The sequence below is a fragment of the Streptomyces sp. NBC_00878 genome, assembly GCF_026341515.1.
GTDB lineage: Bacteria > Actinomycetota > Actinomycetes > Streptomycetales > Streptomycetaceae > Streptomyces.
Genome location: NZ_JAPEOK010000001.1, coordinates 5,941,409 through 5,960,353, shown reverse-complemented (window position 1 = coordinate 5,960,353; position 18,945 = coordinate 5,941,409). Strand labels below are relative to the sequence as shown.

The following is an 18,945-nucleotide window of genomic DNA, read 5'->3' as shown; positions in this document are numbered from 1 at the left end:
CGGCGCGGCGCCCGCACTTGGTCCGCCGTGCCCGACTGACCGACCGCCTGCCCGACCGCCTGCCCGACTGGCTGCCCGGCCTGGTTGGCCACCCGCCCGCATACCTGCCCGCATACCCGCCCACCGGCCCGCCCAGTGGCTACGGCTTGACCGCCGATGCCCCCGGGACCCCCTTCGGGGCCGGTGCGGGCTGTGCGGGCTGCTCGGGCTGCTCGGGCTGCTCCGCGAGGAACGACTCCCAGCCCTGCTCCGGGGCCTTGCCCACCTCCAGGGTGCGGAGCTTGTCCAGGGTCTTCGGGTCCTGGGCGTCGAGCCAGTCGGCGAGTTGCCGGAAGGAGACGCAACGCACCTCGGACTTGGTGCAGACGCGCTCGATGGTCTCCCGGACGGCGCGCATGTACGTGCCGCCGTTCCAGGACTCGAAGTGGTTGCCGATGATCAGGGGCGCGCGGTTGCCCTCGTAGGCGCGGGAGAAGCCCGCGAGCAGGCCGTCGCGCATCTGGTCGCCCCAGTACACGTGCTTGGCCCCGTTGCCCTGGGTGGTGGTGCCCGACTGGTTGACCAAGAAGTTGTAGTCCATGCTCAGCGTCTCGAAGGCGCGGCCCGGGACCGGGACGAGCTGCAACGAGAGGTCCCACAGGCCGTTGTCCTTCTTGGGCCAGACCTGGCTGCCGACGCCGCTGGAGTCGTAGCGGAAGCCCAACTCGCGGGCAGCGCCCATGAAGTTCTTCCGCCCTTCGAGGCAGGGCGTGCGGGCGCCGATCAGCTCCTCGTCGTAGTCGAAGGGCAGCGGGGAGGCCTTCGTCGTCCCCGTGCTGGTCTTCCAGGACTTGACGAACAACTTGGCCTGGGCGATCTCGTCCTTCCACTCCTCGACCGACCACTGGCCCACACCGCCTCCGCCGCCGCAGAAGTGGCCGTTGAAGTGCGTGCCGATCTCGTTGCCCTCGAGCCAGGCGCCGCGCAGTTGCCGCACGGTGTCCTTGACGCCCTGCTCGTCATTGAAGCCGATGTCGGAGCGGCCCGGTGAGTGCTGCGGCGGCCGGTACAGCTGCCGTTTCCCCTCCGGGAGCATGTACACGCCGCTCAGGAAGTACGTCATCGTCGCGTTGTTGGCCTTGGCCACCTTGCGGAAGTGCGAGAACAGCCGCTGGCTGTCCTCGCCGGCACCGTCCCAGGAGAAGACCACGAACTGGGGCGGTTTCTGACCGGGCTTCAGCCGCTCGGGCCGCGGCAGATGCGGCTGCGCGCCGGTGAAGGCGGTGGAACCGTCACCGATCAGACGGACCACGGTCTTGGGCGCCGGGGCCTCGGGCGCCGCGGCCTTCGGCGCCGGGGCGCCCGCGCCCTTCGTCGCAGCGCGTGCGCCGTCGCCGTACGCTCCTTCCTCAGCGCCGGTGTCACCGATCGCGCAGCCGGCGAGCGCGGCAGCGCAGGCCACGGCGGCGGTGACGCCCGCGGCGATCCTCTGAGTGGCGGCCATGTTCCGCCCACCTTTCTTCCTTCGGTCGGGCCCAACGCGGAGGGGATTCCGTTCGGTGAAATCCCGGAGAACCCCGGGAAAAACGGACAGAAATCGACAGCTCCCCCAAGATCTCAGGGACCCGAGAAGGAATTAATACGACAAGCCGATCAAAATGATTAATCACCCCTCGGAGTGGATCCTTGACCCATTTGCGCTACTTTTTCGCACACGTCCTTTACTCTCCATTACGATTCATTTACCGAGCGTTGAGAAAATCCCGCCGCTGTACGCCGTGACCCACGGCCGCACCCCAAGCGACCGCGTAGCCCCGGAGGAAGACGGGAACCATGCCTGCCTGCGTCCCCACCCGCACCGACGACTCTTCACACCTGCCGGACGAGGGGCGGCCCCACAGCCCGCCCCGACTCCGCCGCCGAGCCCCACGGATCCCCCGTATCCCTCGTATCCCTCGTATCGACGGTGCCGATCTGTCCGCTTCGATCGCCGTCTTCCTGATCGCCCTTCCCCTGTCCCTGGGCATCGCCCTCGCCACCGGAGCGCCGCTGCAGGCGGGGCTTGTCGCGGGCGCAGCGGGCGGACTCGTGGCGGGCCGGCTCGGCGGCGCGCCGCTCCAGGTGAGCGGCCCCGCCGCCGGGCTCACGGTGGTCACCGCCGACCTCATCCAGAAGTACGGCTGGCGCACGACCTGCGCCATCACCGTCCTCGCCGGTCTGGCCCAACTCGGGCTGGGCTTCCTGCGGGTGGCCCGTTCCGCGCTCGCCGTCAGCCCCGCGATCGTGCACGGCATGCTGGCCGGCATCGGCATCACCATCGCCGTCGCCCAGCTGCACATCGTGCTGGGCGGCTCCCCGAGCAGCTCGGTCGTCGCCAACCTGCGGGAGCTGCCCGCCCAGTTGGCCCACTCCCAGGTGGCGGCGCTGTCGATGAGCGCCCTGACGCTGGTCGTCCTGCTGGCCTGGCCCCGGATCCCCGGAAGCGCGGGACGAGCTCTTCGTAGGGCGCCTGCCGCGCTCGTCGCCGTCACCCTGGCCACGGCGACGGCGGCACTCGCCGGGCTCACCGTCCCCAAGGTCGACCTGCCGTCCTGGCGGAGCCACGCACTGGCCGGACTGCCCGAGGGTCCGGTGCTCGGGCTCATCGCCGCCGTACTCACCATCACGCTGGTGTGCAGCGTCCAATCACTGCTCGGCGCCATCGCCGTGGACAAGCTCACGACCGGGCGGCCGACTCAGCAGAAGCGCGCCGACCTCGACCGCGAGCTGCTCGGCCAGGGCGCCGCCAACATCGTCTCCGGCTCGCTGGGCGGGCTCCCCGTCGCGGGGGTGGCCGTCCGCAGCTCGGCGAACGTGCAGGCGGGCGCGGTCAGTCGGAGCTCCACGATGCTGCACGGCGTTTGGGTAGTAGTGGCCGCGCTCCTGATGATCCCGGTCCTGGAGCTGATCCCCCTCGCGTCGCTCGCCGCCCTGGTGATGGCCGTCGGCATCCAGATGGTGTCCCTGCACCACATCCGTACGGTCACCCGCCACCGCGAGATCCCGGTGTACGCGGTCACGACGGCCGGAATCGTGTGCTTCGGCGTCCTCGAAGGCGTGACGGTCGGTGTCGCCGTGGCCGTGGCCGTGGCGCTGCACCGGCTCACCCGCACGCGGATCATCCACGAGGTGGACTCGGAAGGCGTCCACCACGTGCGCGTACGCGGGCAGTTGACCTTCCTCGCCGTGCCGCGCCTCAGCCGGACACTGCACCTCGTGCCCCAGGGCGCCGATGCCGTGGTCGAGCTGGACGGCTCCTTCATGGACCACGCGGCGTACGAGTCGCTGCACGACTGGCAGAGCACGCACCTCGCGCAGGGCGGTTCCGTCGAGCTGACCGGACGCACCGGAGCCCGGCTGGCCGCACCCCACGTCAAGGGGGGCACCGGCGAGACCTCGCACTGCCACTGCCGGCCCTGGACCCCCTGGCGCAACCACCACTGCGAGCGCCCCGAGAGCACCCCGCCCGGCGGGCGCCCGAGCGGGCATCAACTGGCCAGCGGCATCAGCACGTTCCAGCGCAACACCGCACCCCTGGTGCGTGGCGAGCTGGCCCGGCTCGCGCGGGAGGGGCAGCAGCCCTCGCAGCTCTTCCTGACCTGCGCCGACTCCCGGCTCGTGACGTCGATGATCACCTCCAGCGGCCCGGGCGACCTCTTCGTCGTACGGAACGTCGGCAATCTCGTACCGCCCCCCGGCGAGGAGAGCGCCGACGACTCGGTAGCGGCCGCGATCGAGTACGCGGTGGAGGTGCTCCAGGTGCGGTCCATCACCGTGTGCGGGCACTCCGGATGCGGGGCGATGCAGGCGCTGATGAACACCGAACCGGGCGGCGCGCAGACGCCGTTGAAGCGGTGGCTGCAGCACGGGATGCCGAGCCTGGAGCGGATGGCAGAGAAGAACCGGCCCTGGACGCGCATCGCCGGACGGCCCGCCGCCGACGCCGTGGAGCAGCTCTGCCTGACCAACGTGGTGCAGCAGTTGGAGCACCTGCGGGCGCACGACTCCGTGGCGCGCGCCTTGCAGGAGGGCGCGCTCGAACTGCACGGGATGTACTTCCACGTGGGCGAGGCCCAGGCGTATCTCCTCACGGAGCGCACGCCCCACGACAGCCCGGACGGCGAGCTCTTCGACCGGGTCGCGGCAACGGCACTGCACGACACACCCGCCTGAACCGGCCCTGCCCCGGGGGCCCGTAAGCCCTTCCCCAAGGGCTCACACGGGTCCTCCCGTGAGCTCACCCGACCGCTCGCGTGAGCTCACCGGGCCCACCCCGGATCAGCTCACCCCGTCCGCGTACCTGAACCGTTTTCTTCCCCCGGCCGTGGCAATGTGTGACCCCACCGTGTCCACGGAAAGCCGCACGCAGACACGAGCCGGCTCGGCACACATGATCCGGCTCACAGGTCTAAACCAATTTTTGAACGGCCCTTGTCACCAGGGTCCGCGTCTGATGAGCTGTGGCCGGGGCACAACGGACACCCGGGAAAGGCAGATGTCGTGAGCAACGAAAGCCTGGCCAACCTGCTGAAAGAAGAACGCAGGTTCGCGCCGCCCGCCGACCTGGCCGCGAACGCCAACGTCACCGCGGAGGCGTATGAGCAGGCCAAGGCTGACAGGCTCGGCTTCTGGGCCGCGCAGGCCCGCCGGCTGACCTGGGCCACCGAGCCGACCGAGACCCTGGACTGGTCGAACCCGCCGTTCGCCAAGTGGTTCAAGGACGGCAAGCTCAACGTCGCGTACAACTGCGTGGACCGGCACGTCGAGGCCGGGCACGGCGACCGCGTCGCCATCCACTTCGAGGGCGAGCCCGGTGACGGCCGCGCCATCACGTACGCCGAGTTGAAGGACGAGGTCTCCCGCGCGGCGAACGCGCTGACGGAGCTCGGGGTGGAGAAGGGCGACCGCGTCGCCATCTACCTGCCGATGATTCCCGAGGCCGTCGTCTCGATGCTGGCCTGCGCCCGCATCGGCGCCGCGCACTCCGTGGTCTTCGGCGGCTTCTCGGCCGACGCCATCGCCACCCGCATCCAGGACGCCGACGCCAAGCTGGTCATCACCTCCGACGGCGGTTACCGCCGCGGCAAGCCCTCCGCGCTCAAGCCGGCCGTCGACGAGGCGGTCTCCCGGGTCGACGGCGTGGACAAGGTGCTCGTCGTGCGCCGTACGGGCCAGGAGGTCGCGTGGACCGAGGGCCGTGACGTCTGGTGGCACGAGATCACGGCGAAGCAGTCCGCCGAGCACACCCCCGAGGCGTTCGACGCCGAGCACCCGCTGTTCATCCTCTACACCTCGGGGACGACGGGTAAGCCGAAGGGCATCCTGCACACCTCCGGCGGCTACCTCACCCAGGCCGCGTTCACCCACCACGCCGTCTTCGACCTCAAGCCGGAGACCGACGTCTACTGGTGCACGGCCGACATCGGCTGGGTCACCGGCCACTCGTACATCACGTACGGACCGCTGGCGAACGGCGCGACGCAGGTGATGTACGAGGGCACGCCGGACACACCGCACCAGGGCCGCTGGTGGGAGATCGTGCAGAAGTACGGCGTGACGATCCTCTACACCGCGCCGACGGCCATTCGTACGTTCATGAAGTGGGGCGACGACATCCCCGCGAAGTTCGACCTCAGCAGTCTGCGGGTGCTGGGCTCGGTCGGTGAACCGATCAACCCCGAGGCCTGGATCTGGTACCGCAAGCACATCGGCGCCGACCGCGCCCCGATCGTGGACACCTGGTGGCAGACCGAGACCGGCGCGATGATGATCGCGCCGCTGCCGGGTGTCACCGAGACCAAGCCGGGGTCGGCGCAGCGGGCGCTGCCCGGCATCGCCGCGACGGTCGTCGACGACGAGGCGCGCGAAGTGCCCGACGGCGGCGGCGGTTACCTCGTGCTCACCGAGCCGTGGCCGTCGATGCTGCGCACCATCTGGGGCGACGACCAGCGGTTCCTCGACACGTACTGGTCGCGCTTCGAAGGCAAGTACTTCGCCGGCGACGGCGCCAAGAAGGACGACGACGGCGACATCTGGCTGCTCGGCCGGGTGGACGACGTGATGCTCGTGTCCGGGCACAACATCTCGACCACCGAGGTCGAGTCGGCGCTCGTCTCGCACCCGTCGGTCGCCGAGGCGGCGGTCGTGGGCGCGGCCGACGACACGACCGGCCAGGCGATCGTGGCCTTCGTGATCCTGCGCGGTACGGCGTCGGAGACCGAGACCCTCGTCGGCGAACTGCGGAGCCACGTCGGGACCGTCCTCGGCCCGATCGCCAAGCCGAAGCGGATCCTGCCGGTGGCCGAGCTGCCCAAGACCCGTTCCGGCAAGATCATGCGCCGGCTGCTGCGCGACATCGCGGAGAACCGTCAGCTCGGCGACGTCACCACGCTCACCGACTCCACGGTGATGGACCTCATCCAGTCGAAGCTTCCGGCGGCGGCCAGCGAGGACTGACGTACGGCTCGGCTGACGTACGGCTCGAAGGGGCACCCGGCGCAGGACGCGCCGGGTGCCCCTTTCGCGTCTAGCCTGATGATCACCGGATGGGTCCGGCCGCATCTTGGGTAGGCTGAGGAGCGCGTCAACAACGCGACAAGAGAAACGCGACAAGAGCAGTCAGGGATCCCAGGGATCTCACTAGGTGCGCCGGGAAGTCTGGTCGGCAAGTGCTCAGTGATGCCTACCGACCGGAGGTCGATCCCGTGCCTGTGCCCGCGCCCGCTCCTGGCAAGAACCGCAAGGCCCTCGGACGGCTCTCGCTGCCCGAGCGGACCTTCGTCGCGGACGCGCTGCGCACCGAGACGGTCGGCGGCGTCCTTCTGCTCATCGCCGCGATCGCCGCGCTGATCTGGGCGAACACCCCCATCCGGGAGAGTTACGAGACCGTCCGCGACTTCCACGTCGGACCCGCCGCGCTCGGCCTGAACCTCTCGATCGAACACTGGGCCGCCGACGGCCTCCTCGCGGTCTTCTTCTTCGTCGCCGGCATCGAACTCAAACGCGAACTGGTCGCCGGTGACCTCAAGGACCCGCGGGCCGCCGCGCTCCCGGTCGTCGCCGCCCTGTGCGGCATGGCCGTGCCGGCGCTCGTCTACACCCTGGTGGGCGTCACCGGCGACGGCTCGCTCGCCGGCTGGGCCGTACCGACCGCGACCGACATCGCCTTCGCGCTCGCCGTCCTCGCCGTCATCGGTACGTCGCTGCCGAGCGCCCTGCGCGCCTTCCTGCTCACGCTCGCCGTCGTCGACGACCTCTTCGCGATCCTGATCATCGCGGTGTTCTTCACCGCGGACCTCGACTTCGCGGCGCTCGGCGGTGCCGTCGTCGGCCTCGTCGTCTTCTGGCTGCTGCTGCGCAAGGGCGTACGCGGCTGGTACGTGTACGTGCCGCTCGCCCTGGTGATCTGGGGGCTGATGTACAACAGCGGCATCCACGCCACGATCGCCGGTGTCGCGATGGGTCTGATGCTGCGCTGCACCACCCGCAAGGAGGACAGCGCAGGGCCGGGTGGGCGGGAAATGGCAGCGCGTTCTCCCGGCGAGCGCGTCGAGCACCTCGTACGCCCCCTGTCGGCGGGCCTCGCCGTGCCCCTGTTCGCGCTGTTCAGCGCCGGGGTCGCGGTGTCGGGCGGCGCGCTCGGCGAGGTGTTCACCCGGCCGGAGACCCTCGGTGTCGTGCTCGGTCTGGTCGTCGGCAAGGCGGTCGGCATCTTCGGCGGCACGTGGCTGACGGCCCGTTTCACCAGGGCGTCGCTCTCCGACGACCTGGCCTGGCCCGATGTCTTCGCGGTGTCCTCGCTCGCCGGTATCGGCTTCACCGTCTCACTGCTCATCGGCGAACTCGCCTTCGAGGGCGACCGGGCGCTCACCGACGAGGTCAAGGCCGCCGTCCTGCTGGGCTCCCTGATCGCGGCCGTCCTGTCGGGCGTCCTGCTGAAGATACGCAACGCCAGATACCGCAGGCTGTGTGAGGACGAGGAGCTCGACGAGGACCTCTCCGGCATCCCCGACGTCTACGAGCAGGGCGACCCGGCCTACCACCTGCGGATGGCCGAGATCCACGAGCGCAAGGCCGCCGAACACCGGAGGCTTGCCGAAGTGACGGGCAGGGCAAGCGAGGAGAACGACGGTCCGGCATGATCGGACACGCACGGTCCCTTACGCACGTTCCGATACGCCCGGTCCGGCACGTGCGGTCCGGCACACGTAGGCCCGGCACGTACACGGTCCGCGCGTACCCGGAACGCTCACAGCTCCACGACGACAGACAACAGCGACAAGACAACAGCGACAGACAACAGGGAGAACGCGATGAGCGCACCCGACGGCAGCCCGGTCGGCGCCGAACGCAGCATCGGCCAGCTGGTCGCCTCGGCGACGACCGAGATGTCCGCGCTGGTGCACGACGAGATCGCGCTGGCGAAGGCGCAGCTCAAGCGGGACGTCAAGCGCGGAGCGGTCGGCGGCGGCGCGTTCGCGGCGGCCGGAGCGGTACTGATCTTCTCCCTGCCCATGCTGAGCTTCGCCCTGGCGTACGGCATCCGCACCTGGAGCGACTGGAACCTGGCCGTCTGCTTCCTGCTGTCGTTCGCCGCGAACGTGGTGATCGCCGGCGTCCTCGTGCTGATCGGCGTGGTCTTCGCGAAGAAGGCCAAGAAGGGCCAGGGCCCGCAGAAGACGGCCGCCTCGGTCAAGGAGTCGGCGGCCGTACTGCAGAACGTGAAACCGCACCCCCGTCAGGTGGCCCCGGCCGACCCGGTCGGTGACACCGTCGAGGCTGTGGCACGCTCGTCGTCATGACCGGCTCCTCCGTCCCCTCGGGGCAATCACCTTCGGCACAACCCACCTCGGTGGTACGGCTCGACGTGCCCGGCGGGAAAAAGGTGACCCACCGGGACGTCGCCGCCAACGGCGCGCGCTTCCACATCGCCGAGATGGGCGACGGGCCGCTGGTCCTGCTGCTGCACGGCTTCCCGCAGTTCTGGTGGGCCTGGCGGCATCAACTGGTGGCGCTCTCCGACGCGGGCTTCCGCGCGGTCGCGATGGATCTGCGGGGCATCGGCGGCAGCGACCGCACCCCGCGCGGCTACGACCCCGCGAACCTCGCGCTCGACATCACCGGCGTCGTACGGTCCCTCGGCGAGCCCGACGCCGCGCTCGTGGGCCACGACCTCGGCGGCTATCTGGCGTGGACCGCGGCCGTGATGCGCCCCAAGCTGGTCCGCCGGCTCGTGGTCTCCTCGATGCCGCACCCCCGGCGCTGGCGCTCCGCGATGCTCTCCGACATGAAGCAGACCGCGGCCGGCTCGTACATCTGGGGCTTCCAGCGGCCCTGGATCCCGGAGCGCCAACTGCTCGCCGACGACGGGGCGCTGGTCGCCGAGCTGATCCGGGACTGGTCCGGGCCGCGGCTGCCGGACGACGAGGCCGTGGAGATGTACCGGCGGGCGATGCTGATCCCGTCGACGGCGCACTGCGCGCTGGAACCGTACCGGTGGATGGTCCGCTCGATGGCCCGCCCGGACGGCATCCAGTTCAACCGCCGTATGAAGCGGCCGGTGCGTGTGCCGACGCTGCATCTGCACGGCTCGCTCGATCCGGTGATGCGTACGCGGAGTGCCGCGGGGTCCGGGGAGTACGTCGAAGCGCCGTACCGCTGGCGGCTGTTCGACGGGCTCGGGCACTTTCCTCACGAGGAGGATCCGGTGGCGTTTTCGACCGAGTTGGTGAACTGGCTGAAGGACCCCGAGCCGGACCGCTGAGGCCGCCATGCCTGACCGCTGAAGGTGTCCCGGCGCAGGTCGGGGGCCGGTCGGCGGAGCTTGCGCACCATGCGTCCCAGGCGTCTCGGGAACGCCTGTTCCGCGAACGGCCAATTGCCCGGCGCATAGGCCGATTGGGGGGCGTGGGGGCGGTTATCGACCTTGGGGCGGGGGCAGACGTCGGGGTATGGGCTGGACGCACGACTACAGTGACGCAGCACGAAACCGCCGCTCGGCCAGTGGCCTGAGCTCCCACCAGAGGGGAGCCCCGCAGCTGCAGGGCACGGATCCTCGGCTGGGCATCCCACACATCCTCAGGCGCCGTGCCCGCTGGGTCTCGGCGCGTCTGCGCCACCCGCGCGGCTGAAACCGCGCGGCGGGGACCTCGGAGCACGGCGCGGCGAGAACTTCGGGACACCGCGCGACGGGAACCTCGGGACTTCACTCGGGTGACGTCAGTGCTTTCGCCCGGGTGGCGTCGATGGCTTCGCCCGGGTGATGGTCGGTGCCTTCGCTCGGGTGGCGTCGGGTGACTTCGCCCGGGTGACGGTCGGTGCCTTCGCTCGGGTGGCGTCAGGTGACTTCGCCCGGGTGACGGTCGGTGCCTTCGCTCGGGTGGCGTCAGGTGACTTCGCCCGGGTGACGGTCGTCCGTCGAGCCCTCGGTGCCCGTGGACTACAGCGCGCAGCTGTCGCTGTCCACCTGCTGGTTGGCGGTGCGGCCCTTGGTGATGTCCTCCTGGACCTCGGCCACGGTCAGCGCGTACCCCGTGTCGGCGTCGTCGAGGGACTTCGCGAACACCACGCCGTACACCTCGCCGGTCGCGGTGAGGAGCGGGCCGCCGGAGTTGCCCTGGCGCACGGTCGCGTAGACCGAGTAGACCTTCCGCTGCACGGTGCCCCGGTGGTAGATGTCCGGGCCGTTGGCCGTGATGGGGCCGCGCACCCGCGCCGCGTTGACCGTGTACGACCCGTTCTCCGGGAAGCCCGCGACTATCGCGTCGTCCCCCCTCGACGCGTCCTTGGCGGCGAACCGCAGGGCGGGCGCGCTCAGATCGGGTACGTCGAGTACGGCGATGTCGCGCTCATAGTCGTAGAGCACGACCTTCGCGGCGTACCGCTTGCCCTCGCCGCCTATCTGGACGTACGGCTCGTCGACGCCGCCCACCACATGGGCGTTGGTCATCACGCGGCGCGGGCCGAAGACGAAGCCGGTGCCTTCGAGGACCTTGCCGCAACTCTGCGCGGTGCCGGTGACCTTGACGATGGAACGCTGGGCGCGGGCGGCGACCGGGCTGCTCGCGAGGGCCGGGTCGGGGGGCTCCACCTCGGTGATCGGCTCGTTCGAGAAGGGGCTGAAGACCTGCGGGAAGCCGTTCTGCGCGAGGACCGAGGAGAAGTCCGCGAACCAGGTGTCGGCCTGGTTGGGCAGCGCCCGGTCCACACCGAGCATCACCTTGGAGTTGCGGACCTCCTTGCCGAGCGTCGGCAGCGTCGTACCGGCGAGGGCCGAGCCGATGAGCCAGGCGACGAGGAGCATCGCCAGGACGTTGACGAGGGCGCCGCCCGTGGCATCCAGGGCGCGGGCCGGGGACCACGTGATGTACCGGCGCAGTTTGTTGCCGAGGTGGGTGGTGAGGGCCTGGCCGACCGAGGCGCAGACGATCACGACGACCACGGCGACGACGGCGGCGGTCGTACCGACCTCCGCGTCATCCGTCACCGCGCCCCAGATGACGGGCAGGAGGTAGACCGCGACCAGGCCGCCGCCCAGGAAACCGATCACCGACAGGATGCCGACGACGAACCCCTGGCGATAGCCCACGATCGCGAACCACACGGCGGCGACCAGCAACAGGATGTCCAGCACGTTCACTGCTTCAAGCCTCGCCTCATCACTTTGCGGTGGCCGTGCCTCGGCCGGGGGTCCGGGGGTCCGTGGCGCAGCCGCTCATGTCGGAGCTCCCGGGAAGACACAGCGCAGATGCCACCCTGTCATGCGCGCCAGTCGAGCGGGACCTGCTTGTCGCGGTCCCACGGCCGCTCCCAGCCCGCGTAGTGCAGGAGGCGGTCGATGATTCCGGCCGTGAAGCCCCAGACGAGGGCGGATTCGACCAGGAATGCCGGACCTGCGTGGCCGCGTGGATGCACGGCCGTCGCGCGGTTGCCGGGGTCCGTGAGATCCGCCACGGGGACCGTGAAGACGCGGGCCGTCTCGGCCGGGTCCACGACTCCGACCGGGGTCGGCTCGCGCCACCAGCCCAGCACCGGGGTGACCACGAAGCTGCTCACCGGGATGTAGAGCTTCGGGAGCACGCCGAAGAGCTGGACGCCTCGGGGGTCGAGCCCGGTCTCCTCCTCGGCCTCGCGGAGAGCGGCCCGCAACGGCCCGTCGGCCTTCGGGTCGCCGTCCTCGGGGTCGAGGGCACCACCGGGGAAAGCCGGCTGCCCGGCATGTGATCTGAGCGAACTCGCCCGCTCCATGAGCAGCAACTCGGGGCCGCGCTCCCCCTCGCCGAACAGGATCAGCACGGCCGACTGGCGTCCGCCGCCGTCCTCCGGCGGCAGGAAACGGCTCAGTTGGAGCGGCTCCACCGTCTCCGCGGCACGCACCACCGGGTCCAGCCAGCCGGGCAGGCCGTCCTTGGTCAGGACCAGATCGCCGTCCTGCATGCCGTGCGTGTGACTCGCGCGCGTCATCGCCACCCCCGTTCTGCTGCTCTCAACGCCCGCGGGTCCACAGATCGTTCCGTCATCCCGCCTCCGGCCGGGGTGAAACTGGCGCGGGGGTGGTGAGGGTGGTGGGCGCGGGTGGGGTGGGCGCGGAGGGCGCAGGTGTAGCGGGGGCGGGTGCACCAGTCGCGGAGGCGCCCAGGGCGGGGGCGCCAGGTGCAGAGGCGCCTAGGGCGGAGGTGGCGGGAGCAGAGGCGCCAGGCGTGGAGGCACCAGGCGCGGAGACACCCGAGGCGGATGCGCCGGGATCGGGCGCTCCCAGCGGGGGTGCGGGCATACCGCCCGCGTCGAGGTATGCCTGCGGAGGGTTGAGGCGCTGGCCCGGGAAGCCGCCCTTCTCGTACTTCAGGAGCTTCTGGGCCTTCTCCGGGTCCGTCTCGCCCTCGCCGTACGCCGGGCAGAGCGGGGCGATCGGGCAGGCACCGCAGGCGGGCTTGCGGGCGTGGCAGATACGGCGGCCGTGGAAGATCACGTGGTGCGAGAGCATCGTCCACTCGCTCTTCGGGAAGAGCGCGCCGATGGCCGCCTCGATCTTGTCGGGCTCCGTCTGATCGGTCCATTGCCAGCGTCGTACGAGCCGCTGGAAGTGGGTGTCCACGGTGATGCCCGGGCGGCCGAATGCGTTGCCCAGGACGACGAAGGCGGTCTTGCGGCCCACGCCGGGCAGTTTGACGAGGTCTTCGAGGCGGCCGGGGACCTCGCCTCCGAAGTCGTCCCGCAGGGCCTTGGAGAGCCCTATCACCGACTTCGTCTTGGCCCGGAAGAACCCTGTCGGCCGGAGGATCTCCTCGACCTCCTCCGGATTCGCCGCGGCCAGGTCCTCGGGCGTGGGGTACTTCCCGAAGAGAGCCGGTGTCGTCTGGTTCACCCTCAGGTCGGTCGTCTGCGCCGACAGGACGGTGGCGACCACCAGCTGGAAGGGGTTCTCGAAGTCCAACTCCGGGTGTGCGTACGGGTACACCTCGGCGAGCTCGCGATTGATACGGCGTGCTCGCCGGACGAGAGCCGTGGGCGACTCGTTCCGGGGCGGCTTGGCGGGGGCGACTTTGGCGGGGGTCACTTCGGTGTGGGCGGCTTTCCTCGCCGGTGCGGCCCTCTTCGCGGGTACGGGCTCCTGGGCAGGCGTGGGCTTCTTCGCCGCTGCGGGCTTCTGGGCGGGCGTGGGCTTCCTGGCGGGCGCCTTCGCGGACACGCTCTTCGCCGTGGACACGTCCTTCGCCGCAGACGGGCTCCTCGTCGCAGACGCGTCCTTCATCGCAGACGCGTCCTTCGCCGTGGACGCGTCAGTCGTCGCGGACGCGCCCATCGCCGCGAGTCCCCGCGTCGGCGAGGCCTTCTTCGCGGGCGCCTTGGCCGGTGCGCCTTTCTTGGCCGTCTTCTTGGCCGTCTTCTTCAGGGCGGCAGCCTTCTTGGCAGGTGCCTTGGCCGGTGCGCTCTTCGGGGCGGCAGCCTTCTGGGCGGACTTCTTGGCGGACGCGGCTCTCCTGACGGCCGCGGCCTTCTTCGCGGACGCGGCCATCTCCGAGGCCGCGGCGCCCGCGGCCTTCCCGGCGGCCCCCGCCGACCTCTTCACCGCCCCGACCCCTGCCGCTTTTGTCGTTTTGTTCGCTCCACCGGGCACCTGTTCGCCCACAGCGGAATCGCGACGTGCAACCACCCGTCCAGCCCCCTTGGCCTGTGCTCTCACCGGCTATTTGGACACCCGGCCAGCCTAAAGCCCCCCACTGACATCCGCCCCGGCCCTCGGAGATCGGCCCCCAATTGGCCCCCTGCCGCAATGCTGGACACACCTGTGCGGCAGACTTGTGACTGATCACACTGTTTGGACCGTCCGGCAAGATGGGGAACACGGTCCCCGGCACACGGGGGAGCAAGATCCCCTGAAGCAGGTCGACAAGGAGAGAACTCGTGGACGACGTTCTGCGGCGCGCCCCGCTCTTCGCGGCGCTCGATGACGAGCAGGCCGCGGAGCTCCGCGCCTCCATGAGTGAGGTGACCCTCGCACGCGGAGACGCGCTCTTCCATGAGGGTGACCCGGGTGACCGCCTGTACGTGGTCACCGAGGGCAAGGTGAAGCTCCACCGCACATCCCCCGACGGCCGCGAGAACATGCTGGCGGTCCTCGGCCCCGGCGAGCTCATCGGCGAGCTCTCGCTGTTCGACCCGGGCCCGCGCACGGCGACCGCCTCCGCGCTGACCGAGGTGAAGCTGCTGGGCCTCGGCCACGGCGACCTCCAGCCCTGGCTGAACGTGCGGCCCGAGGTGGCCGCCGCCCTGCTGCGCGCCGTCGCCCGGCGGCTGCGCAAGACCAACGACCAGATGTCCGACCTGGTCTTCTCCGACGTGCCGGGCCGGGTGGCCCGCGCGCTCCTGGACCTCTCGCGCCGCTTCGGCGTGCAGTCCGAGGAGGGCATCCACGTCGTGCACGACCTGACCCAGGAGGAGCTGGCCCAGCTCGTCGGCGCCTCCCGCGAGACGGTCAACAAGGCGCTCGCCGACTTCGCGGGCCGCGGCTGGCTCCGTCTGGAGGCCCGCGCGGTGATCCTGCTGGACGTGGAGCGCCTCGCGAAGCGCTCGCGCTAGGGCCTGTCCGGCGGATCAAGTCGCAGGAAATCGGCGGCGCCGTTACGTCACGTCTTCTTTAAGAAGGGCCCTGTCGCGCGGTGGGGCCCTTCTTGTCGTCGTCGGCTGCGCGAGTTCCGCTGGAAGTGACCGGAACGGGAAATGACATGAACCCGCGGCCCGCCCCATGCAGAGTGTTCCCATGCCGAACAAGGGGCTCGACGCCCGGGGATACATCGAACGCGAGGGATCACTTGGGCTGATCCCGCAGGCGTTCCGGCCCGTCGTGTCCGCGGCTCGCGACCGGGTGCCGGACGTCTTCGGGGCACGGCTGCACAGCGCGTACCTGTACGGGTCGATTCCGCGCGGCACCGCGCGCGTGGGCCGCTCCGACCTCGATCTGCTGCTCGCACTGCGCGAGGAGCCCACGGACGCGGACCGTACGGATGCCCGCTCGCTCGACGAGGCGCTCGACAAGGAGTTCCCGCAGATCGACGGGGCGGGGACGCTGCTGGTCAGTCGGACACAGGTGCTGAGCGACCTGGAGAGGCACGACCTCGGCTGGTTCGTCGCCTGCCTGTGTACCCCGCTGCTGGGCGAGGACCTCGCCGAGGACCTGCCGCGCTACCGGCCCGACGCCCTCCTCGCCCGCGAGACGAACGGCGACCTCGCGCTGTTCCTCACGCGGTGGCGCGAGCGGATCACCGAGGCGGGCCACTCGGAGGAGGCCAGGAGGCCCCTCGTGCGCTTCATGTCACGTCATCTCGTCCGCACCGGCTTCACCCTCGTCATGCCCCGCTGGAACGGCTGGACGAGCGATCTGACGGAGATGGCCGAGGCGTTCGGCGCGTACTACCCGGAGCGGGCCGCCCAACTGCGGGAGGCCGCCGTCCTCGGATACGAGCCGAGGGGCGATGCCGCCGTCCTGCGTTCGTACGTCGACGATCTCGGGCCGTGGCTCGCCGAGGAGTACGCGCGCGTGCACGGCATCAAGAAACCGCGTCCCTAGGGAGGGCGTTTACGGAGGGCGTTTACGGAGGGCGTTTACGGAGGACGTTTACGGAGGACGTTTTCCGGATGTCGGGCCCTGGGGTCAGGTCGTAGACCTCAATTCAGGGTCGTAGACCTCAGCCCGTCGTAGACCTCAGTCCCTGGGATTCAGGACCCTCGCCCTCACGCGTCTCCGATGAGCCCGTGCTCCCGGAGATACTCCAGCTGCGCCAGCACCGACAGTTCCGCCGCCGGCCACAGGGAGCGGTCGACGTCGGCGTAGACGTGGGCGACGACCTGGGACGGGGTCCTGTAGCCGTCCTCGACCGCCGTCTCGACCTGGGCGAGGCGGTGGGCCCGGTGCGCGAGATAGAACTCGACGGCGCCCTGGGCGTCCTCCAGGACGGGCCCATGGCCCGGCAGGACCACGTGCACGCCGTCGTCGACCGTGAGGGACCTGAGCCGCCGCAGGGAGTCCAGATAGTCACCGAGGCGCCCGTCGGGGTGCGCGACGACCGTGGTGCCCCGGCCCAGGATCGTGTCGCCGGTCAGGACGGCCCGGTCGGCGGGCAGATGGAAGCAGAGCGAGTCGGCGGTGTGGCCGGGCGTGGACACGACGCGCAGCTCCAGGCCACCGGTGGTGATGACGCTCCCGGCCGCCAGGCCCTCGTCACCGAGCCGCAGCGCCGGATCGAGCGCCCGCACCTTGGTGCCGGTCAGCTCCGCGAACCGCGCGGCGCCCTCCGCATGGTCCGGATGCCCGTGCGTCAGCAGGGTCAGCGCGACCCGCTTGCCGGCCTTCTCGGCGGTGTCGACGACGTTCCGCAGATGCACGTCGTCCAGAGGCCCCGGGTCGATCACCACCGCCAGTTCGGAGTCCGGCTCGGCCACGATCCAGGTGTTCGTACCGTCCAGGGTCATCGCGGACGCGTTGGGCGCGAGGACGTTGACGGCACGCGCGGTGGCGGGGCCCGAGAGCACCCCGCCCCGCGGCTGGCCGGGAAGGGCGGCGGCGTCGGTCATGCGGATGCTCCACCGGTCGGGATGTGCTTGGTGAACTCGTCGTGGCCGGGCCAGCTGAGGACCAGCTCGCCGTCCTCCAGGCGGGCCTGGGCCAGGACGGGCGTCATGTCACGCCCCGGTGCCGCGGCGAGGGCCTCGGCGGCGGTGGCGTACGCGCCGAGCTGGCGCAGGGTCGCGATCGTGGGCGGCATCATCAGGAGGTCGCCCTTGTCGTAACCGTCCCTCGCGTCCGCGGGGCGGATCCAGACGGTGCGGTCGGCCTCAGTGGAGGCGTTGCGGGTGCGCTGGCCCTCCGGGAGGGCGGCCACGAAGAACCACGTGTCATAGCGGCGAGGTTCGAACTCCGGGGTGATCCAACGGGTCCAGGCGCCGAGCAGATCGGAGCGCAGGACGAGCCCCCGGCGCTCCAGGAACTCGGCGAAGGACAGGTCACGGGCGACCAGCGCCTCCCGGTCCACCTCCCACTCGTCACCCGTGGTGTCGCCGACCACGGTGTCCTCGGTGGGGCCGGCGAGCAGGACGCCCGCCTCCTCGTACGTCTCGCGCACCGCCGCGCAGACGATCGCCTGGGCGGAGGTCTCGTCGACGTCGAGCCGGGACGCCCACCACGCGCGCGTGGGGCCCGCCCAGCGGATCCGGCGGTCGTCGTCCCTGGGGTCCACACCGCCGCCGGGATACGCGTACGCGCCTCCGGCGAAGGCCATGGAGGCGCGTCTGCGCAGCATGTGCACGACGGGGGTGGAGTCGGTGTCCTTGAGCAGCATGACGGTGGCCGCGCTCCTGGGGGCGACCGGTGAGAGCGTGCCCTCCGCGAGCGCGCGGATTCTCTCGGGCCACTCCGGGGGATACCACTGCCCATTCGCCATGGGCGGAGGCTATCCCGGAGTGAGCTGATGTTCGAGAGGCAACAATCGGCTCCCCAGGGAGGCCTGCCGAGCTACGGAGAGGCCCGCCCCGCCCCGATCGGCTGAGCCACGGAGGGGCCCACCCGGCTGACCGAACTGCGGAGAGGCCCGCCCCGGCAGAGCGAACTGCGAAGAGGGCCACCCCAACCGGCCGAGCTACGGAGAGGAGGAGGGCCACCCCAGCCGCGAAGGCTCGCTCACGCCTCCGTCAGCTCCACCTGGATCTCGACCTCGACAGGCGCGTCCAGCGGCAGCACCGCCACGCCGACCGCGCTGCGCGCGTGCACGCCCTTGTCGCCGAGAACCGCGCCCAGGAGTTCGCTCGCGCCGTTCAGTACGGCGGGCTGGCCCGTGAAGTCGGAGGCCGAGGCGACGAAGCCGAGGACCTTCACCACGCGCGCGATGCGGTCGAGGTCACCCGCGACCGACTTGACCGCCGCGAGGGCGTTCAGCGCACAGGTGCGGGCCAGCTCCTTGGCCTCCTCCGGCGTGACCTCCGCGCCCACCTTGCCGGTGACCGGAAGCTTGCCCTCCACCATCGGGAGCTGGCCGGATGTGTACACGTACACGCCCGACCGCACCGCGGGCTGGTACGCGGCCAGCGGCGGTACGACGTCCGGCAGGGTCAGTCCGAGCTCGGCCAGCTTCGCCTCGACGACGCTCATGCGGCCTTCTCGCGCTTCAGATAGGCGACGAGCTGCTCGGGGTTGTTCGGCCCGGGCACGACCTGGACAAGCTCCCAGCCGTCCTCGCCCCAGGTGTCCAGAATCTGCTTCGTGGCATGGACGAGCAGCGGCACGGTTGCGTATTCCCACTTGGTCATGAAGGCGACTGTATCCGCTGCCGCGCACGCCCTTCCGCGGGCCTCGTCCAGGACCACGTACGGGACCACGTACGGAACCTGGGGCATGCCTGGCGCACACGTTGTCCACAGCCTCCTGCTTACTCCGGC

General features: G+C 70.6%; 15 protein-coding genes and 1 pseudogene. 8 read left to right on the top strand and 8 right to left on the bottom strand.

The window, feature by feature from the left end; all coding sequences use genetic code 11:
- Positions 1 to 139 precede the first annotated feature (139 nt).
- Positions 140 to 1,483: a hypothetical protein gene (locus OHA11_RS25790; protein WP_266500143.1), complete on the bottom strand. Its 1,344-nt coding sequence runs from the start codon at positions 1,481 to 1,483 to the stop codon at positions 140 to 142.
- Between the two features lie 329 nt (positions 1,484 to 1,812).
- Between OHA11_RS25790 and OHA11_RS25785 the strand changes: the two genes are divergently transcribed.
- The 6 genes from OHA11_RS25785 (at position 1,813) to OHA11_RS25760 (ending at position 10,148) form a co-directional block, all read left to right on the top strand.
- Positions 1,813 to 4,191: a bifunctional SulP family inorganic anion transporter/carbonic anhydrase gene (locus tag OHA11_RS25785; protein WP_266500140.1), complete on the top strand. Its 2,379-nt coding sequence runs from the start codon at positions 1,813 to 1,815 to the stop codon at positions 4,189 to 4,191.
- Between the two features lie 327 nt (positions 4,192 to 4,518).
- Positions 4,519 to 6,474, top strand: a complete 1,956-nt coding sequence (gene acs / locus OHA11_RS25780) for an acetate--CoA ligase (RefSeq protein WP_266500137.1) — start codon at positions 4,519 to 4,521, stop codon at positions 6,472 to 6,474.
- 254 nt (positions 6,475 to 6,728) lie between these two features.
- The gene (gene nhaA / locus OHA11_RS25775; RefSeq protein WP_266507456.1) at positions 6,729 to 8,159 is read left to right on the top strand and encodes a Na+/H+ antiporter NhaA; all 1,431 of its coding nucleotides are present in this window, start codon (positions 6,729 to 6,731) and stop codon (positions 8,157 to 8,159) included.
- A gap of 171 nt (positions 8,160 to 8,330) precedes the next feature.
- The gene (locus OHA11_RS25770) at positions 8,331 to 8,819 is read left to right on the top strand and encodes a phage holin family protein (RefSeq protein WP_266500135.1); all 489 of its coding nucleotides are present in this window, start codon (positions 8,331 to 8,333) and stop codon (positions 8,817 to 8,819) included.
- Positions 8,816 to 9,781: an alpha/beta fold hydrolase gene (locus OHA11_RS25765; RefSeq protein WP_266500132.1), complete on the top strand. Its 966-nt coding sequence runs from the start codon at positions 8,816 to 8,818 to the stop codon at positions 9,779 to 9,781. The genes OHA11_RS25770 and OHA11_RS25765 overlap by 4 nt, the downstream gene beginning before the upstream one ends.
- 187 nt (positions 9,782 to 9,968) lie before the next feature.
- Positions 9,969 to 10,148, top strand: a complete 180-nt coding sequence (locus tag OHA11_RS25760) for a hypothetical protein (protein WP_266500130.1) — start codon at positions 9,969 to 9,971, stop codon at positions 10,146 to 10,148.
- Between the two features lie 308 nt (positions 10,149 to 10,456).
- Here the strand turns inward: OHA11_RS25760 and OHA11_RS25755 are convergent, their stop codons facing one another.
- The 3 genes and pseudogenes from OHA11_RS25755 to nth all read right to left on the bottom strand — a co-directional run.
- The gene (locus OHA11_RS25755; RefSeq protein ID WP_266500126.1) at positions 10,457 to 11,656 is read right to left on the bottom strand and encodes a MarP family serine protease; all 1,200 of its coding nucleotides are present in this window, start codon (positions 11,654 to 11,656) and stop codon (positions 10,457 to 10,459) included.
- A 119-nt stretch (positions 11,657 to 11,775) separates the two neighbouring features.
- Complete coding sequence (locus OHA11_RS25750) at positions 11,776 to 12,480, bottom strand: CoA pyrophosphatase (RefSeq protein WP_266500124.1); 705 nt, start codon at positions 12,478 to 12,480, stop codon at positions 11,776 to 11,778.
- A gap of 286 nt (positions 12,481 to 12,766) precedes the next feature.
- Positions 12,767 to 13,768 (bottom strand): annotated as a pseudogene (gene nth / locus OHA11_RS25745) (endonuclease III); the annotation flags it as partial.
- Between the two features lie 653 nt (positions 13,769 to 14,421).
- Here nth and OHA11_RS25740 point away from each other — a divergent pair.
- Positions 14,422 to 15,096: a Crp/Fnr family transcriptional regulator gene (locus OHA11_RS25740; protein ID WP_055515728.1), complete on the top strand. Its 675-nt coding sequence runs from the start codon at positions 14,422 to 14,424 to the stop codon at positions 15,094 to 15,096.
- 181 nt (positions 15,097 to 15,277) lie between these two features.
- The gene (locus OHA11_RS25735; protein WP_266500119.1) at positions 15,278 to 16,084 is read left to right on the top strand and encodes a nucleotidyltransferase domain-containing protein; all 807 of its coding nucleotides are present in this window, start codon (positions 15,278 to 15,280) and stop codon (positions 16,082 to 16,084) included.
- Between the two features lie 164 nt (positions 16,085 to 16,248).
- Here OHA11_RS25735 and OHA11_RS25730 read toward each other — a convergent pair whose 3' ends face one another.
- The 4 genes from OHA11_RS25730 to OHA11_RS25715 form a co-directional block, all read right to left on the bottom strand.
- A complete protein-coding gene (locus OHA11_RS25730; RefSeq protein WP_266500117.1) occupies positions 16,249 to 17,088 on the bottom strand; it encodes an MBL fold metallo-hydrolase in 840 nt (279 codons plus the stop codon).
- The gene (locus tag OHA11_RS25725) at positions 17,085 to 17,954 is read right to left on the bottom strand and encodes an NUDIX hydrolase (RefSeq protein ID WP_266500115.1); all 870 of its coding nucleotides are present in this window, start codon (positions 17,952 to 17,954) and stop codon (positions 17,085 to 17,087) included. The genes OHA11_RS25730 and OHA11_RS25725 overlap by 4 nt, the downstream gene beginning before the upstream one ends.
- 236 nt (positions 17,955 to 18,190) lie before the next feature.
- A complete protein-coding gene (locus OHA11_RS25720) occupies positions 18,191 to 18,658 on the bottom strand; it encodes a RidA family protein (protein ID WP_266500113.1) in 468 nt (155 codons plus the stop codon).
- Positions 18,655 to 18,816 (bottom strand): DUF4177 domain-containing protein, encoded by a 162-nt coding sequence (locus OHA11_RS25715; RefSeq protein ID WP_014178397.1) that lies wholly within the window; start codon positions 18,814 to 18,816, stop codon positions 18,655 to 18,657. The genes OHA11_RS25720 and OHA11_RS25715 overlap by 4 nt, the downstream gene beginning before the upstream one ends.
- Between the last annotated feature and the right edge of the window lie 129 nt (positions 18,817 to 18,945).

Excerpts from the sequence above, each read along its gene's own strand:
- OHA11_RS25790 (WP_266500143.1), bottom strand. The coding sequence starts at position 1,483 with ATGGCCGCCACTCAGAGGATCGCCGCGGGCGTCACCGCCGCCGTGGCC.
- OHA11_RS25785 (WP_266500140.1), top strand. The coding sequence starts at position 1,813 with ATGCCTGCCTGCGTCCCCACCCGCACCGACGACTCTTCACACCTGCCG.
- OHA11_RS25770 (WP_266500135.1), top strand. The coding sequence starts at position 8,331 with ATGAGCGCACCCGACGGCAGCCCGGTCGGCGCCGAACGCAGCATCGGC.
- OHA11_RS25765 (WP_266500132.1), top strand. The coding sequence starts at position 8,816 with ATGACCGGCTCCTCCGTCCCCTCGGGGCAATCACCTTCGGCACAACCC.
- OHA11_RS25760 (WP_266500130.1), top strand. The coding sequence starts at position 9,969 with ATGGGCTGGACGCACGACTACAGTGACGCAGCACGAAACCGCCGCTCG.
- OHA11_RS25750 (WP_266500124.1), bottom strand. The coding sequence starts at position 12,480 with ATGACGCGCGCGAGTCACACGCACGGCATGCAGGACGGCGATCTGGTC.
- OHA11_RS25735 (WP_266500119.1), top strand. The coding sequence starts at position 15,278 with ATGCCGAACAAGGGGCTCGACGCCCGGGGATACATCGAACGCGAGGGA.
- OHA11_RS25730 (WP_266500117.1), bottom strand. The coding sequence starts at position 17,088 with ATGACCGACGCCGCCGCCCTTCCCGGCCAGCCGCGGGGCGGGGTGCTC.
- OHA11_RS25725 (WP_266500115.1), bottom strand. The coding sequence starts at position 17,954 with ATGGCGAATGGGCAGTGGTATCCCCCGGAGTGGCCCGAGAGAATCCGC.
- OHA11_RS25720 (WP_266500113.1), bottom strand. The coding sequence starts at position 18,658 with ATGAGCGTCGTCGAGGCGAAGCTGGCCGAGCTCGGACTGACCCTGCCG.
- OHA11_RS25715 (WP_014178397.1), bottom strand. The coding sequence starts at position 18,816 with ATGACCAAGTGGGAATACGCAACCGTGCCGCTGCTCGTCCATGCCACG.